Here is a 15,945-nt window from a genome sequence, read left to right on the forward strand (position 1 = left end):
GTGTGAAATACAAATTATGATTGAGGATCTGTCCTGCATTGTTGAAAATGGCACCGTCCGATTCTGCTACGATCTTTTCCAACGGAGCATTTTCAAACTTGGTTCCCGGGATCAGGTTATTCAGATTGTTGACATAAGCCTGAAGGTGTTTTCCGTGATGGAACTCAATAGTTTCTTTACTTATAACCGGTTCCAGCGCATTGGCTGCATAGGGCAATTGGATTAATTCGAATTTCATAATTTCTTCTTTTTTATTTGTTGTTTGACTATGATTACTGTTAATTGTGACCAATAATAATAAACTAAGACATAATGTAAGCATGACCAATATGTTTTATGTTGTTTCTACTAATCTAACATTACCGGTTCATTATTTGTTCATGCAGAGAGCCTACATTTGCTATAACTTTTATTGATTAAATAATAGATGGAATTTATACGGTTTAACTTTCGCTTTCGGAGAGAGGCATTTATGAGCTTGTTTTAACCAGACGTATAATAAAATGAATAATAATATGTAAAAAGCTGTTTTTTTATCATTTGTAAAGAAAATAATCCCGAAGAAGTTCCTATTTTTGTGCCCGCAATATTATTAATTAAGTAAAACATATTTGTAGATGGTAAAGAAAGTTGGGAATTTAATTCCAAACACCTTTTTTATTACAAAGGGTAGTGGCGACTCGGATCTGGAAAAACACGCAGGTTCTTATCACATGGCCCTTTATGATGCTGGTATTTCGGACTTTAACATTATGACGTATTCGTCTGTTATACCCGCCACTGCACATCTTGCTACCATGGATGAGATAGACCTTCCTCCATTTGGTACGGAACTGAAGACCATTATGGCCGTGTCTCACGGGTATCAGGATGAGTTTGTATCTGCCGGTGTGGTTTACGCCTGGATGTACAAGGATGAAAACTTCGATGAGAAGGTTGGAGCCCTGGTATGTGAGGTCAGCGGCCGTTATCGTATTGAAGAGTTGGAATCGCGTTTGATCCGCGTAATCAACGATCTTCACCAGAAAACTTACGGTAAGTATTATCTGGGTGAGCTTAACTTTATAACAGAAGGTATTACCATCGAGAAGAGATATGGCACAGCTTTGGCTGCCCTGTGTTTCGTGGACTTCTTAATGCCTGTGATTGAAGAATAAAGATAAATAAGATACCTGATCATTTGTATGGGAAACAGAGGTAAGGCATTGTCTTTATCTCTGTTTTTTTGCTCCCTACCGGAATACTCGTTGTAAGTTTGTTATATTTGTATCGAACTTATGCTATAAAATTTTCTTTATTTAAGAAACAATCCGTTTAAAGCTGTTGTTGTATGAAAAAGATTATTAATCCCTGGGAGGGACTGGAAGGTTATATGTGTTTCGGGTGTGCGCCTGAAAACCCGCAGGGCCTTCACTTGGAGTTTTATGAAGATGGGGATGATGTGGTAGCTTTCTGGGAACCGGAAAGCCATTATCAGGGCTGGTTGAATACATTGCACGGGGGAATCCAGACGACACTTATGGACGAACTGGCCGGTTGGGTTGTGTTAAGGAAACTACAAACGTCGGGAGTAACTTCCCGCCTGGATGCACGTTTCCTGAAAAGTATCTCGACACGGGAACCACGTTTAATGGTGCGTGGACGCATCAAAGAACGGAAACGGAATGCCATTTTTATCGAGACAGAAATATATAACTCGCAAAACGAACTTTGTTCACGTGCCGACATCGTATATTTTATTGTTACTCAGGAGCAGGCAACGGAACAGTTTCATTTTGCCGGATGCAAGACCGAAGATGAAAAATAAGATAAAAGAATAAAGCAAAAGATTGACAAATGAAATATATAGGAGCTCATGTAAGTGCGTCGGGGGGGATAGAGAATGCACCCTTGAACGCCCAGGCTATCGGGGCAAAGGCTTTCGCCCTCTTTACCCGAAACCAGCGTCAGTGGAAATCTTCTCCGTTGACAAAGAAAAGTATCTCTCTTTTTAAAGAACGTTGTAAGGAGTTTGGCTATGAAGCGAAACATATCCTTCCCCACGACAGTTATCTGATCAATCTGGGACATCCGGAACCCGAAGGATTGCAGAAATCGCGCGAAGCTTTTCTGGATGAGATGCAGCGTTGTGAACAACTGGAGTTAGGCCGCTTAAACTTCCATCCGGGGAGTCACCTGAACCAGCTGTCTGTCGACGATTGCCTGGCACGTATTGCTGAATCCATCAACTGGACATTGGAACAGACTACCGGAGTATGTGCCGTCATAGAGAACACGGCCGGTCAGGGTACCAATCTGGGATATACATTCGAACAAATAGCGGCTATTATCGATAAGGTGGAAGATAAGTCGCGTGTAGGTGTCTGTATCGATACTGCTCATACGCTGGCTGCGGGATACGATATCAAGACCGAACAGGGATTTACGGAGACCTTCCGCCATTTCGACGAGGTGATCGGCTTCTCCTATTTGCGTGGAATGCATATCAATGACTCGAAGAAAGACCTGGCCACGCGTGTAGACAGACATGATAGCATAGGAAAAGGAGTGATGGGACTGACAACTTTCACGATGTTGATGCAGGACCCTCGTTTTGATGACATACCGTTGATCCTGGAAACTCCCGACGAATCGATCTGGGCCGAGGAAATCAGTTATTTATATACTTTATAATATAATAAGGGAAAGAGGCGCTTTTGTAAGCCTCCTCTTTTCCACAATACATTACAGTTATGTTTATATTAATGCCAATTATTTTTGTTGCAGGCATCCTGGCAATTGCGCTTGAAGATAAGATTAAGATCAATAAAGCCGCAACCGCCCTCTTTATGGCAATTTCTTTATGGATGATCCTGATGTTTGACGCCTATAACATCTTCGTTGAACGCTCTAACCCTTTATTCGCCGAATTCTTAATGCAGAATCCCGACATGGCAAACCTGTCGGCTAAAGATCAGTTTATCAATTTTATAACTAACCGCTCCATCGTCTACCATCTGGGAAATGTGGCAGAGACTTTGTTCTTTGTGATGTGTTCCATGCTGATTGTCGATATCGTCGATAAACATGGTGGATTCAGGGCCGTTACCGGATATATCCGGACTTCCGACAAAAGAAAATTATTGTGGTATATCAGTTTTGCCACCTTCTTTTTCTCCGCATTACTCGATAACCTGGCAGCTGCTATTGTGATAATGGCCGTGCTTCGCAAACTGGTTCCGGATCGTACCGACCGTTTGAAGTACGCCTGTATGGTGATTATTGCCGCCAATGCCGGCGGATCATGGTCGCCGATCGGTGATGTGACGACTATCTTGCTTTGGGTGGGGAAGAATGTAACGGCAATGCATCAGATTGTACATGTCTTTGTTCCTGCACTGATCAATATGTTGGTTCCGCTTACTATCGCTCATTTCTGGCTGTTTAAGAAAGGCTCGCAGCTGCGTGTAATGAGCGAGGAAGAGGCGGCAGATGAGTTCATTCCGGAGATACCCACTCATTCGCGCCGCGTGATCTTTATCATTGGCGTACTTTCGCTGGCATTGGTTCCGGTTTTTCAGATGCTGACGAATCTGCCTCCGTTCCTGGGGGTATTGCTTGGCTTGGTTATCCTGTGGATATATACCGATATTATGTATAGCCGTTTGCATGTACACGAATCGGAAAAGCTGCGTATCACTCAATTATTGCCGAATATCGACCTGGCAACGATCTTTTTCTTCCTGGGTATCCTGATGGCCGTAGGGGCATTGGAGACATCCGGACAGTTGGGACTGATGTCTACTTATCTCGATAAGCATGTACATGACCCTTACCTGATCAGTTTCGTGATCGGTGCGTTGTCGTCGTGTGTGGACAACGTTGCTTTGGTGGCTGCCACAATGGGAATGTATCCAGTGGTGCAGCAGGCAGCCGACCTGGCTCCTTATGCCCAATTTTTTGTGTCCGACGGTGGTTTCTGGACTTTCCTTGCCTATTGTGCCGTAACGGGTGGTAGCATCCTGATTATCGGTTCGGCAACCGGTGTAACGGTGATGGGATTGGAGAAGATCGATTTCATGTACTATACAAAGCGATTTTCAATTTTGGCATTGATTGGTTATATTTGCGGTGCGGCAGTATATATGCTATTATTCGCTTAAACTTATTTATATGAAAAAGAATTGGATTATCGCGGCAGCCTGCGCCCTTTTGTTTTCCGGAATGGATGCAATGGCATGTACAGGTTTGCTGGTTGGAAAGAAAGCATCGGTCGACGGATCGGTCATGATCAGTTATGCAGCAGACTCGCATACGTTATATGGCGAGCTCTACCGTTGGCCGGCGGCAACCTGGCCGAAAGGGGCTATGCTGGAAGTTAGGGAATGGGATACAAATAAACCGCTGGGACAGATCCCGCAGGTGGAACAGACGTATTCGGTAGTAGGTAATATGAACGAACATCAGGTAGCGATCACAGAAAGTACGTGGGGTGGTCGTCCCGAATTGGTCGATACAACTGGTATCATCGATTACGGTAGCCTGATCTACATTGCGCTTCAACGTTCCAAATCGGCACGTGAAGCAATCAAGGTTATGACTGACCTGGTGAAGGAGCATGGCTATTACAGCAGTGGCGAAACATTCTCTATCGCCGATAAGAATGAGGCCTGGGTGATGGAGTTGATCGGAAAGGGAACAGGCAATAAAGGAGCGGTATGGGTGGCTATCCGTGTACCGGACGATTGTATCTCGGCACATGCCAACCAGTCGCGTATCCAGCAGATCCCCTTCGATGACAAGGAGAACTGTATATATTCGCCCGACGTTGTTTCTTTTGCTCGTGAGAAAGGTTATTTCAGTGGAAAAGATAAAGACTTCAGTTTCCAGCAGGCTTATTGTCCTTACGATTTCAGCGGCCTGAGGGGATGTGAAGCCCGTGTATGGTCTTTCTTCCGTAAATATGATAACACAATGGATAAGTATACCGACTTTATTAAAGGTGATCCTTCTAAAGAACCGATGCCATTATATGTAAAGCCCAACCGTTTGTTGTCCGTACAGGATGTCCAGAACGGTATGCGTGACCATTACGAAGGTACTGACCTGGATATGACAAACGATGCCGGAGCTGGTTCATATAAGGTGCCGTACCGTTGGCGTCCGATGACATTTAAGGTAGATGGTGAAACTTATACGAACGAACGTGCCATTGCAACCCAGCAAACCGGTTTTGTGATCGTTCCGCAGATGCGTAACTGGTTACCGGATGCGGTCGGTGGAATCCTTTGGTTCGGTGTGGATGATGCCGATATGGCTGTATTCACTCCGCTGTATTGCTCTATCACAGAGTCGCCGGAGTGTTACCGGGTTGGAAACGGAGACATCATGAACTTCTCATGGACTTCTGCTTTCTGGATCCACAACTGGGTAGCCAACCAGGCTTATTCGAAATACAGCTTTATGATCCAGGATATCCGTCCGGTTCAGCAGGAACTGGAAAATAGTTATAAAGAAGCAATTCCGGCCATCGACAAGGCTGCATCGGAATTGTATGCCAAGAACCCGGCAGAGGCTGTAAAGTTCCTTACCTGGTTCAGTACAACGACTGCTGATCAAGCTACCGCCCGCTGGAAGAAGTTGGGTGAGTACCTGTTAGTCAAATATATGGACGGTAATGTTAAGAAAGAAGAAAATGGCCAGTTTAAACAAAATGGTTACGGATTGTCCGAATACCCTGATTTCCCTGGCTATGACGAAGATTATTACCGTAGTATCGTAAAAAGCGCAGGTGACAGACTTAAAGTAAAATAATTATATTTGCGCATAATGTTGAACTAAATTAATGAGAGTATGAAGAAATTAATTGTTATGTGTATGCTGGCAATTATCAGCATGAGTGCATTTGCACAAACTCAACAAGGACAATCGTCTTTCGGTTTCAATCTTGGTTATGGGTTTAATGATAATGGGAATGCACTGTTGGGAGTTGATTATCGTTATAATTTTACCGATGAGGTTCGTTTCGCTCCTTCTTTGACGTATTTTGTCAAGGATAATGGACTGAGTGCATGGGCTATCGATATGAATGTCCATTATGTATTCAAGTTGAGTGAGATGTTCGGCTTCTATCCGTTGGCAGGTCTTGACCTATCCTTCTGGAAGCTTAGTGGAAAGGGGGAGATTGCAGGATTAGGTAAATATGATGTTAGTCATAATATGACTCGTTTCGGAGCAAACATTGGTTTAGGCGGTGAAGTATATGCGACAAACCAGTTAACCGTTGGTTTGGAGTTCAAATACAATATCATTAAGGATTTCGATCAGCCTATTTTGGCGGTACGTGTCGGATACAATTTCTGATAGACGGATAACATATTAGATAAAATGGCCTCCCGGTTGAATTCGTTTCTACCGGGAGACTTTTTATTATATGGGCTGTGATGAATGCTCCTGTTTTTTTCAAAATCGCTGATTCGCAACAACATTTCTCTTACATTTGTTATTTATAATCCAATTCAAAAATGATATTTATGGTAACACAGCAAGAGAAAGCAAAAAAAATGCGCATTTGTGGAAATGTGTTGAGTTATATGGATTGTCTTGAAAAAGAGAAATATGACTCTGGAAAGAAAGGGACAGCGGGTTTGTATAAAGCCACCCGTCGTCAGTTGGAACAGTTTTTGGGGAAGCGTAAGTTTAATCTGAAACGGGTGAACAGCCATCTCGTACAAGACTTTGTAACCCATTTACAGTCTTTGTCGTTAAGTCAGAATTCGATTAGCAACTACACGAGTATCTTTCGTGCAGCTTATAATGCGGCAGCTTCGGATAATCTGATTACTCCGGATGAGAATCCGTTTCGAAAGGTTTATCTTCGTCCTGTCCAGACCTACAAACGTTCGGTCGGTTTAAATGTGATCAAAGAGATAATACATTTGGATTTGAAAGGCAGTAAGCGGCTGGGCTTTGCACGCGATTTGTTTTTGTTTAGTTTTATGGCTTGCGGGATGGCTTTTGTCGATCTGGCCCATCTGACCCGTATCAATATTCATGGGGATGTACTGGTCTATTATCGTGTCAAGACAAAAACGGAGATTCGTGTGACGATCACACCGGGTATGCGTCGTTTGCTTGACAAATATGCCGATATAAACTCAGATCTGCTGTTTCCTGTCCTAAAGTCGGTAGAGGCATCTTACGAGAGTTATAAAGTGGCTTTGCGTACCTATAACCGTCGTTTGGGAGCTATCGGCAACAGGTTATCTACCCCGGTAAAACTGACCTCTTATGTAGCTCGCCATTCGTGGGCGATGTGTGCGAAAGAGAAATCTGCATCCGTAACAATAATAGGGCAGGCCTTGGGTCATACATCAGAGAAAACGACTCGTTTTTACTTGAGTAACTTGGATCAATCACTAATCGATCGCGTTAATATGAAAATCATTGGATACGTAGAAAAGTGGATAATAGGGGATAAATTTAGAAATTGACGCTTATTTATGGAATAAGGGTCATTGCCTTAAAACTAGTGGTGAAAAATCATTTATAAATCTACCCTATACCACATGAAGGCTTAAAAATCTAAGACGGAGCAAAAGTAAAAAAATTAAATTGATAAAACTTTAGTCGGAAGAAATTTTGTGTCTTAAAAAAGAATAAAATTATAACAAGTCCGTTTATTTTGATGAAAAAACGAAGCTAAAACCTTTAATAATGAATATGTTATAAAAATCAAACTCTGTCGCTGAAAATCCCTTAACTGATCTTAGCGAAACGACAAAATAATCAAAAGCTCTTCTTTTGACGTTTATTTAACGAATTCGGGTTGTTTGAAATATTATTTTACTAAATAAACACTACTATATCGTTCTTTCTACTTCTCTTATCTTCTTTCACTCTGAAATGAGTTATTCTGGAATTGTATTTTACTTCCAATAGGAAAATTGTGAATTAATATCCTCTATAAGTTTTTAAAATGGTGTTGTATGTGGTTGATATGTAGCGATTTAAACTCAATGACCCTTATTCCATAAATAAGGGTCAAACAGAAACACACTAGTATGTCATCCATATAAATGGGACTGACGAACATTGTTATGCAAAGAACAAAATCCAGAAAAGATGTCAACTTATTCAATGCCAATTACTTTTCTTTCTGTTTACGCTGAAGCGACAAAAGCTGAAATTATCATTTCTCTTTGTTTCTTCTTATCGTTTTTGTTTTCAGCTTTTGTACTTCCGCGTATAATCATCATCTCTAAGCGAAAAGCCCTGTATGATGATCCAGATGCCCGGAAAAGTCATATAGGGGCTATTCCCCGTTTGGGTGGTCTGGTATTTATTCCTTCCATTCTGATTTCGTTATCTTTCTCTACAGCTATCCGCTTTTTGCTTGATTTTCCGGCTAACGATAAATTGACCGGTTATACACTGCTGGAATTGTTATTGTTAGCAGCAGGTAGCTTGTTTTTGTATTTTGTTGGAGTAAAAGATGATTTGATAGGAGTACGTTATCGTAAAAAATTTATCGCGCAGTTTCTGGTGGCCTCTTTATTCCCCATGTCGGGATTATATATAAATAATCTGTATGGAATGTTCGGAATATATGAGGTTCCTGCCATGATCGGTATTCCGTTTACTATCGTTATGATTGTATTTATAACGAATGCGGTTAATTTGATAGACGGAATAGACGGTTTAGCAGCCGGAGGAGCTTTAGTCTGTTTTATTACGTTTGGAACACTCTATCTCCTGAGGGAAGAATGGATTTATTCGATGCTGGCTTTTGCCGTTGTGGGGTGTCTGTTACCCTTTATGTATTATAATATATTCGGATCGGTGGAACGTGGCACTAAACTTTTTATGGGCGACTCCGGCTCTTTGTCGCTGGGCTATTTATTGTCTTTTTTTGCTGTTAAATATACAATGTTTGTCCCCAATGAAGGGATGGATATTCGCTGTGCAATTATACCGTTGTCTCTCCTTTTTGTACCGGTATTCGATGCATTACGTGTAATGGTGGTTCGCGTTTATCATAAACATCCAGTATTTCTAGCCGATCGTAATCATATTCACCATAAGTGTTTGGCAGCAGGTTTCACTCATTTGCAGTCGACAGTCATGCTGGTCAGTTATACGGTCGTAACCTTGTTTGTAAATTTAGGGTTGGGAGAGCTGGTTGATTTGAATATAATCTTGATAATAAATATCCTGCTCGCCGTTTTGATAAATCATTTACTGGATGTCAGGATCAAACATAAGGAAGATGCAAAAGCCATTAGTTTCAGTAATAGTACCGGTTTATAATGCAGAGGAATACTTTCCCGCTTGCTTGGATAGTATAATCAACCAGGATCTAAAGGAGATCGAAGTAATTGTGGTCGACGACGGTTCGACAGATAGTAGCGGAAAGATTGCCGATCGATATGCCGAAAGAGATTCCCGTATCCGGGTTATCCATCAGGAAAATGCACATTTAAGTGCTTCCCGTAATAATGGAATGCAACTGGCTACGGGAGAATATATAGCTTTTATAGACGCAGATGATTGGATAGAAACTGATATGTTTTTGTCGATGTATCATATGGCTAAACGTGAAAATTCGGATGTTGTAACCTGTAGTGTTGCTGTTGAATATACAAAAGATAGTAGAATTTATTTTGAAAAAGTAAGTCAGGAATATACCGAACGGGATCCAATGAATTTTTATCCTCTTTTTGTCAAGCTTTCACAATTGCATTTGTTTAATTATTCCTGTAATAAAATATATAGGACACAGATGCTCCGGAATAAAAAACTGACCTTTCAGGTAGAAGCTCCTTTCGAAGATATTGCTTTTAATTTGCAAGTCCTGAAAGAAGTTAAAGTTATTAGTATACTACCCGGCACATATTATCATTACATGCGTAGAGATGTGATGACCATTATTTCCTCTTATCGCCCGCAGTTTTTAGAAGCTCACAAACAGAAAGAGGAGATTTTTCAATCATTTTTCGATCAGTTTGGAATTGAGAAAAAGATTTCAAACAATTATCTGCATCGAATGAAAGTACGGGATTATCGTATTTATTTATATACTTTATACCGTCCCGGCTCAAAGTTAACGCGAAAAGAACGATTGGATATTTTGCATACTGAATATTTTTCATCATCCATGCTAAAGCAAATGGTTAAAGATACTCCTCCGGAAGATATTCATCAGAAGTTATTTCGTGGGCTACTGCTTCATACATCGCCACTGTTTACAGATTTTTGTTGTTCTTTATTATTATATCTCAGATATCGCCTGGAATTTCTTTATCGTAAATACCGGAAGATAAAAATGTATTCGAAAAAATGAAGGCTAGAGCGGTTGATAGTTTATCCCATATTCTTTTATTTTGTATCCTTTTGATATCTTTCACGAGGGTGGTTCCTTATTTACCGGCTTTACCGGATGCATTTTATTATGGTACTTTTATGGCTGCTTTGCTTTGGATGGTTTTCCAGGGAGGATTTGTGTTTTCGTATATCTGGTTACCCTTCCTTATAGCTATATTTCTTTCGGTTATAGTAAATGACATACCTACTTATTTTCAAGTCGGATTTCGAATAATAGCTTTTCTGGCGGTTACTTTTGTTGTTGGGCCTTTTCTTATAAATCCGATAATGGTAATATGGAGGCGTTTATTGTTTGTACATAGTTTGACATTTATTCGCTGGATAGTTATATTCTCATTTTTGGCCTGGATAATAAAACCGGATCTGGTAAATGGGAAGAGTGGTTTTGAGGGATTTACCAATCAGTCTATGTTGTTGGGGTTGCTAAGTGGGATATCATTTATCTATAGTTTGTATCGTTTTTATTTGTCTTCCCAATTTATAGGACGGTATCTGGAAGCCGGGATAGCAATCGCTTCGTTTGTGATTTTGATATTGGCCGGCTCTCGTTCGGCTTTAGGAAGTACTATGCTGGCTGCTGTTTTTTTCTACAGCCGGATATACCGCTACCAGGTGATGAGATTGGGTAGGGTTTTCTTTACAGTGTTATGTCTGGCAGTACTGACTTCCGGTATTTGGTGGTCTTATACGGAAAGGTTACGTGAAAAGATGGAGAATGGTGAAAAAGGAGGAAGTATAACAAAGTCAAGAGATGGTTTGTGGGAAGACCGAATGGATGAATTTAAAGCGTTTCCATTTTTTGGAGTCGGTTTTGCGGCTATAAATATGAAATATTCAGATGAAGGGTTGAAATCGAATAAAGCTAATAGTGGAACGATAGAACCGGGAAGTAGCTGGTTGTTCCTGTTATCTTCTATGGGATTAGCCGGTTTTTTATCTTTTTTTATTCCGTTTTTTCGTATTCTCTATTTGTTGTTTACCAAGGAATCGGTCGGATTGAACGGATATTTTTTAGGTTCTCTTTTATTTCTGTTTCTGTTTCATCTGTTTTTCGAAGGATATATAGTAGCTTCCGGAGCTTATCTCTGTCTTTTCCTGTGGTTATTATTATCAGAATGTGGTAAAATAGTAAATATAAATAATAGGTTAATATGATTCGATTGATACCTGATGAAATAATGCGGTTTTATAAATTGTTACCACGTTTGTATAAGCAACGTTTGTGGGGGGTAGTTTTATCTGTTTTTATCATGGCTATTGTTGACTTGGTGGGAATAGGAGTTCTGTTACCAATTTTGCTGTTGGTATTGAATGAAAAAATAATATTGGAAAATAAATATCTGGCTTTATTTTATAATTGGGCCGGGTTTGACAGTATCCGTACCTTTGTTTTCTTCATCTGCTTTTCGGTTTTGATTTTTTCAATTATGCGTGTTTGTTTATCTGTGTGGTTACAGTATAAGCAGAACCAGCGGCTGTTTTCATTATCTTCCTATTTGTCGATTCGGCTGTATCGTTGCTATTATTCCAAAGGATATTTATTTATTAAACAAAACAATAGTCATAAACTGATTAACCAGGTTAATAGTATAGCAGATAATTTGATAAAAGGCTATTTTGTTCCTTTTTCATCACTGGCATGCGAGGCTTTTGTTTCTGTATCGATATTTGTAGGATTGATAACCTTTAATGTGTATGTATTTCTACTGGTTATACTCACATTTGTTCCGATAACATTGATCTATTATCGTTTTTCCCGTTCCCGAATAAAAATATATGGAGAAAAGCTGTATTTACTGATTCCTCAAAGAGGAAAATTGTTACAGCAAACATTTATCGGTTTTACAGATATGGAAATGAATAATACTTTTCCTGAAAGTATCCAACGCTTTTCCAATTTGCTGAAAGAACAAAATCGTCTTTCCGTTCGTAATATAATACTTAATGGTTCCTTGCAAAGAGTACTGGAAATAGCTATTGTCTGTTCTGTTATTGTTTTGATTATAGCTACACAATTGTTCGAACTTCCGTCGGTAGGTCTGATAGTCGGTATATTTGCGATTGCAGTTTACCGGGTATTGCCCAGCATCATAAAAGGTACGGGCTATCTGTTTCAGATGAGAGGGAATTCCTTTGTATTTAAAGCAATAGACGATCTGGAGTCGGAAGAGGTGTCTCGTGAAACAACAGAACAGTATCCGATTGCATTTGAGCATTCAATCTCGATTCGTGATCTCAGTTTCTCGTACGATAAGTTGAAGCCGGTATTTAAACATTATTCTCTGGAGATTCATAAGGGTGACTTTATCGGTTTTCGGGGCGAATCAGGATGTGGCAAGTCGACCTTATTCCATTTGATACTGGGTTTTTTGCAACCGGATTCCGGAGGAATTTATATCGACGGAGTTAATTTGTCAGCCGACAGGCTGGCCTCCTGGAGAAGCCGGATAGGATATGTATCACAACAACTGTTTATGGTAGAAGGTACATTACTGGATAATATTGTAATGGGATGTGATGACAAACAACCAGATATGGAACGGATAGCTTTGGTCTTGCGTTTAGCTTCATTAGAACGTTTTGTGTCAACTTTGCCCAAAGGTGTTTTTACTCCGGTGGGGGAAGGTGGTAGCCTGCTATCAGGAGGTCAACGCCAACGGTTAGGCATAGCCCGTGCCTTATATAAGAAAGCTGAAATCCTGATGTTCGATGAGGCGACCTCTTCGTTGGATGAGAGCTCCGAGCATACTATCAATGATTCTATATTGCGGTTATCGGAGGAATGCCCGGGATTGACCTTACTGGTAATATCCCACCGTCCGGAATCATTGGCTATATGCCGTAGAATTGTGGATATCTGTAATATACAACAGTAGAGACGTAGCACACGTACACTACGTCTCTATATACCGGACTTTTATTTATGATCCGAGTATTCTTAATAAATACCCGCCCATTGCGAAAACGATTAATACGCCACCCATTATTTGGGGGGATGACGGGTAGGTTTCCCGGAGATCGAGAGAATCGCTCCGATGGCAGTCAGTGCTACTTCTGTATTTTTCTGCCGAACTGCCAGTATTGCCAGAATCGTCAGCAAGAGAATGCACAAGTTTATGTTTTCCTTTACCCCGAAAAAACAGCCGGGCAATGGTGGTCAGAAAACCGAGTATTGCTTCAAGATATTTCATAAGAATAATTTGTTAATGTGCCAATGTGCTAATATGCCAATCGGGCGGTTATTTTATATATTTACAGATCGAAAGGATCAGTTGCCGATAAGCTTCGCGGTTATCGCCGTTTACTTCGCTGATGTAACGGCTGTAAGCGATCTCTTTGGCATAAGCTTCCGGATGGTAGCTGACCGTGGCAGCCGTCGGATAGACAATGCGGATCAACCGAGCAAAATCGAAGAAACTTTGTTCAACCGTTTCATAAATACGGAATTGCAGATGGGAGATACCTCCGTCCTCGATCTTGAGGGTTTTCGCCCCTTTCCAGTAGAGGGTCGGTTGCCCGTAACCGGTCAGGCCGAAATAATTGTGGTACACCGTGCAGAGGACGCTTTCGCCCCAACCGCTTTCAATCGCAGCTTGTGCCAGGATCATATCCGGGTTCAGCTTGAAATGTTCCCCGGCAGCTTGTGCCGCCGGAAGAAACTGTTTGAAAAATACTTGTTTATCCATGTCTATTCGATTACGGGACGATCATCTTCCCCGCTACCGCCTTCGCTACTGCCGGCATCGGGGTCTTTGATCGGCTTCAGTTCTTCAAATTTGGCATTCTTCTTGATATCGGCCAACATAGTGCCCGATACATATACGATACGTGCATCGTTAAAGAGAGAGGGATCGAAATCCTTTTTTACAGGGACTCCCTTGCTTCCGGCTACCATGCGGAAGTTACCCAGGCGGCCCATACAAATAATATCGCCTTCTTCGAGGCGTTCCTGCATGACTGAAAGCAAGCCTTCGATCACCAGCATGACATCACCGATAAATGCGGTACTTCGCATGGCGATCATGCTGCAAAGTTTTTCGAAACTGATTTTTTTCAATGCGCGAACCTGGGCATAATACAGTTCGGAACCTTCGGCTGCGTCTTTGCGCATGTCGGGGCGTTTTACTAAATGGTAATTCAGAGCCATGATAAATAATTTTTTAATTAGACAATATGCCAATATGCCAATGGAAATAGTCCGGAAGCAGTAGGCTGTAAATAATTGGTTATCGATAACGATACGAAGGTACGATAGCGGGGAAGGGACATTAGCGGTTATGAACAGTATTGAACAGATAGGAGTAAATAAGATGAAATATGATTGTGTAATAATTGAATTTCAACGAAATAACTTGCGATAATACTTGCTTTAATGAGGCCTTTTTTGTAAATTTATAACATATAAATCAATAAAAGAACAGCCGTTATGAAGACAATCGATTATCCGGGAGAAGAAAAATTCCCTATTAAAAGTTATGGGTTTACAGAGTTAGGTTTATTGTATAATCCGGATTTGCAGCCGGGTTCGGCGGCACAATCTTTAAAACGTTGGATCTATCATAATCCGCAGTTGACAGCCGCCCTTATGGAAGCCGGCTGGTGCAAAGGCCAACGCAAGTTCACACCGTTGCAGGTGCAACAGATTGTTTGTTTCCTTGGAGAGCCTTGAAAATTGAAAATGAAACAAATGTAATTAAAAATTGAATCGTATATGAACTTCAATCACTTGATTTATAGAATACAATTTTTGCTTAAAGTAAATATTGTAAGATACTTTCTTCTAAAGTATTACAGCGTATATCTGATAACACCTTATATATTGAGAACGGTGGTGAGTTGATTGTTGGATATCCCTGGGGGGAGAACTTAGTAGAACAACCGAGTTTTACATTAAAAGAGGCCGTTGCGAAATAAAAAAATTGTTTCAAGTGCATACGGCATGTAAAGTAGATGTAGATAACGGTACTTTGTTAATTGGCCAACTGAAACTTGGATGTGGGTCTTATATACATTGTAAGAACTATATTAAAATAGGTTATGGAGTTATTGTCGGACCTTATGCAATTATTATGGACGATGATGGACATATAGTGGAGAATGATAACTATACAAGTAATAAAGGCAAACCGATCATAATAGAAGATAATGTCTGGATTGGAGCACGCTCTTTTATTTTAAAGGGAGTAACTATTGGTAAAGGTTCGGTTATTGCAGCAGGTTCGGTCGTAACAAAAGATGTTCCTGCCAATTGTCTGGCAGGAGGCGTTCTGGCACGTATTTTAAAGGAAAATATTGAGTGGAGGGACTTTAAAAAAAATGGCTATTTAATTGTGGTAATATACCAAATCGCAATGGCAAGATTTTCCTGATCCGGATCAGCTATTGTCTGAAACAACAAATAATATAATTAATCGAAATAAATCATGCGAAAAAGAATTTTAGAAGGAATTGCCGGCGTCGGATTGCTGGCGGTTCTATCGGCTTGCAGTGGCCAGAAACAATTAATGACTAAAGATGTCTATACTACGGCATCTGTTGTGCATACAGGTTTTGAAACGGAACAACAGGGAGATGTTCCTGCCG

At 40.7% G+C, this 15,945-nt stretch carries 16 protein-coding genes and 1 pseudogene; 13 read left to right on the top strand and 4 right to left on the bottom strand.

The genetic code is table 11. The annotated features are described in order from the left end of the window. A pseudogene (locus tag QZ076_RS20330) lies at positions 1–322 on the bottom strand (superoxide dismutase); the annotation flags it as partial. A 295-nt stretch (positions 323–617) separates the two neighbouring features. On the opposite strand from QZ076_RS20330, the gene QZ076_RS20335 reads away from it, so the two are divergent. From QZ076_RS20335 to QZ076_RS20385, 11 genes are all read left to right on the top strand, one after another. Further along, entirely contained in the window at positions 618–1,157 is a 540-nt protein-coding gene (locus QZ076_RS20335) for a pyruvoyl-dependent arginine decarboxylase (RefSeq protein WP_028728905.1), read from the top strand. A gap of 173 nt (positions 1,158–1,330) precedes the next feature. Beyond that, positions 1,331–1,807 carry a PaaI family thioesterase gene (locus tag QZ076_RS20340; protein WP_293716820.1) on the top strand — a complete coding sequence of 159 codons (477 nt, stop codon included), beginning with the start codon at positions 1,331–1,333 and terminating at the stop codon, positions 1,805–1,807. A gap of 29 nt (positions 1,808–1,836) precedes the next feature. Continuing rightward, positions 1,837–2,673 carry a deoxyribonuclease IV gene (nfo, locus tag QZ076_RS20345; RefSeq protein WP_293716821.1) on the top strand — a complete coding sequence of 279 codons (837 nt, stop codon included), beginning with the start codon at positions 1,837–1,839 and terminating at the stop codon, positions 2,671–2,673. A 59-nt stretch (positions 2,674–2,732) separates the two neighbouring features. Beyond that, the gene (gene nhaD / locus QZ076_RS20350) at positions 2,733–4,142 is read left to right on the top strand and encodes a sodium:proton antiporter NhaD (RefSeq protein WP_293716823.1); all 1,410 of its coding nucleotides are present in this window, start codon (positions 2,733–2,735) and stop codon (positions 4,140–4,142) included. Between the two features lie 10 nt (positions 4,143–4,152). After that, the gene (locus tag QZ076_RS20355) at positions 4,153–5,793 is read left to right on the top strand and encodes a C69 family dipeptidase (protein ID WP_293716825.1); all 1,641 of its coding nucleotides are present in this window, start codon (positions 4,153–4,155) and stop codon (positions 5,791–5,793) included. Positions 5,794–5,832: 39 nt separating this feature from the next. Continuing rightward, positions 5,833–6,342, top strand: coding sequence for an outer membrane beta-barrel protein (locus QZ076_RS20360; protein WP_293716827.1), 510 nt, complete (start codon positions 5,833–5,835; stop codon positions 6,340–6,342). A gap of 170 nt (positions 6,343–6,512) precedes the next feature. After that, a complete protein-coding gene (locus QZ076_RS20365; RefSeq protein WP_293716829.1) occupies positions 6,513–7,472 on the top strand; it encodes a site-specific integrase in 960 nt (319 codons plus the stop codon). A gap of 631 nt (positions 7,473–8,103) precedes the next feature. Beyond that, positions 8,104–9,288 (top strand): MraY family glycosyltransferase, encoded by a 1,185-nt coding sequence (locus QZ076_RS20370; protein WP_293716831.1) that lies wholly within the window; start codon positions 8,104–8,106, stop codon positions 9,286–9,288. Next, positions 9,248–10,321 (top strand): glycosyltransferase, encoded by a 1,074-nt coding sequence (locus QZ076_RS20375; protein WP_293716833.1) that lies wholly within the window; start codon positions 9,248–9,250, stop codon positions 10,319–10,321. Before QZ076_RS20370 ends, QZ076_RS20375 begins: the two co-directional genes overlap by 41 nt. A 380-nt stretch (positions 10,322–10,701) precedes the next feature. Continuing rightward, entirely contained in the window at positions 10,702–11,517 is an 816-nt protein-coding gene (locus tag QZ076_RS20380; protein WP_293716835.1) for an O-antigen ligase family protein, read from the top strand. Beyond that, positions 11,514–13,238, top strand: a complete 1,725-nt coding sequence (locus tag QZ076_RS20385) for an ABC transporter ATP-binding protein (protein ID WP_293716837.1) — start codon at positions 11,514–11,516, stop codon at positions 13,236–13,238. The genes QZ076_RS20380 and QZ076_RS20385 overlap by 4 nt, the downstream gene beginning before the upstream one ends. Positions 13,239–13,283: 45 nt before the next feature. On the opposite strand, the gene QZ076_RS20390 is transcribed toward QZ076_RS20385, so the two are convergent. The 3 genes from QZ076_RS20390 to QZ076_RS20400 are packed head-to-tail and all read right to left on the bottom strand — an operon-like array spanning position 13,284 to position 14,509. Next, positions 13,284–13,553 carry a hypothetical protein gene (locus tag QZ076_RS20390; protein ID WP_293716839.1) on the bottom strand — a complete coding sequence of 90 codons (270 nt, stop codon included), beginning with the start codon at positions 13,551–13,553 and terminating at the stop codon, positions 13,284–13,286. A gap of 48 nt (positions 13,554–13,601) precedes the next feature. After that, positions 13,602–14,048, bottom strand: coding sequence for a glucosaminidase domain-containing protein (locus QZ076_RS20395; RefSeq protein ID WP_293716841.1), 447 nt, complete (start codon positions 14,046–14,048; stop codon positions 13,602–13,604). A 2-nt stretch (positions 14,049–14,050) separates the two neighbouring features. Then, a complete protein-coding gene (locus QZ076_RS20400; RefSeq protein ID WP_293716843.1) occupies positions 14,051–14,509 on the bottom strand; it encodes an HU family DNA-binding protein in 459 nt (152 codons plus the stop codon). A gap of 279 nt (positions 14,510–14,788) precedes the next feature. Between QZ076_RS20400 and QZ076_RS20405 the strand changes: the two genes are divergently transcribed. Both QZ076_RS20405 and QZ076_RS20410 read left to right on the top strand, forming a co-directional pair. Continuing rightward, positions 14,789–15,031 (top strand): DUF4248 domain-containing protein, encoded by a 243-nt coding sequence (locus QZ076_RS20405; RefSeq protein ID WP_293716845.1) that lies wholly within the window; start codon positions 14,789–14,791, stop codon positions 15,029–15,031. Between the two features lie 259 nt (positions 15,032–15,290). Continuing rightward, positions 15,291–15,731 carry an acyltransferase gene (locus tag QZ076_RS20410; protein ID WP_293716847.1) on the top strand — a complete coding sequence of 147 codons (441 nt, stop codon included), beginning with the start codon at positions 15,291–15,293 and terminating at the stop codon, positions 15,729–15,731. The last annotated feature ends 214 nt before the right edge of the window (positions 15,732–15,945 follow it).

The sequence above is a fragment of the uncultured Parabacteroides sp. genome (assembly GCF_905196875.1).
Classification (GTDB): domain Bacteria; phylum Bacteroidota; class Bacteroidia; order Bacteroidales; family Tannerellaceae; genus Parabacteroides.

Coding starts and splice junctions, on each gene's coding strand:
- QZ076_RS20395 (WP_293716841.1), bottom strand. CDS start 14,048: ATGGATAAACAAGTATTTTTCAAACAGTTTCTTCCGGCGGCACAAGCT.
- QZ076_RS20390 (WP_293716839.1), bottom strand. CDS start 13,553: ATGAAATATCTTGAAGCAATACTCGGTTTTCTGACCACCATTGCCCGG.
- QZ076_RS20335 (WP_028728905.1), top strand. CDS start 618: ATGGTAAAGAAAGTTGGGAATTTAATTCCAAACACCTTTTTTATTACA.
- QZ076_RS20375 (WP_293716833.1), top strand. CDS start 9,248: ATGCAAAAGCCATTAGTTTCAGTAATAGTACCGGTTTATAATGCAGAG.
- QZ076_RS20385 (WP_293716837.1), top strand. CDS start 11,514: ATGATTCGATTGATACCTGATGAAATAATGCGGTTTTATAAATTGTTA.
- QZ076_RS20370 (WP_293716831.1), top strand. CDS start 8,104: ATGTCAACTTATTCAATGCCAATTACTTTTCTTTCTGTTTACGCTGAA.
- QZ076_RS20400 (WP_293716843.1), bottom strand. CDS start 14,509: ATGGCTCTGAATTACCATTTAGTAAAACGCCCCGACATGCGCAAAGAC.
- QZ076_RS20340 (WP_293716820.1), top strand. CDS start 1,331: ATGAAAAAGATTATTAATCCCTGGGAGGGACTGGAAGGTTATATGTGT.
- QZ076_RS20355 (WP_293716825.1), top strand. CDS start 4,153: ATGAAAAAGAATTGGATTATCGCGGCAGCCTGCGCCCTTTTGTTTTCC.
- QZ076_RS20405 (WP_293716845.1), top strand. CDS start 14,789: ATGAAGACAATCGATTATCCGGGAGAAGAAAAATTCCCTATTAAAAGT.
- nhaD (WP_293716823.1), top strand. CDS start 2,733: ATGTTTATATTAATGCCAATTATTTTTGTTGCAGGCATCCTGGCAATT.
- QZ076_RS20360 (WP_293716827.1), top strand. CDS start 5,833: ATGAAGAAATTAATTGTTATGTGTATGCTGGCAATTATCAGCATGAGT.
- nfo (WP_293716821.1), top strand. CDS start 1,837: ATGAAATATATAGGAGCTCATGTAAGTGCGTCGGGGGGGATAGAGAAT.
- QZ076_RS20365 (WP_293716829.1), top strand. CDS start 6,513: ATGGTAACACAGCAAGAGAAAGCAAAAAAAATGCGCATTTGTGGAAAT.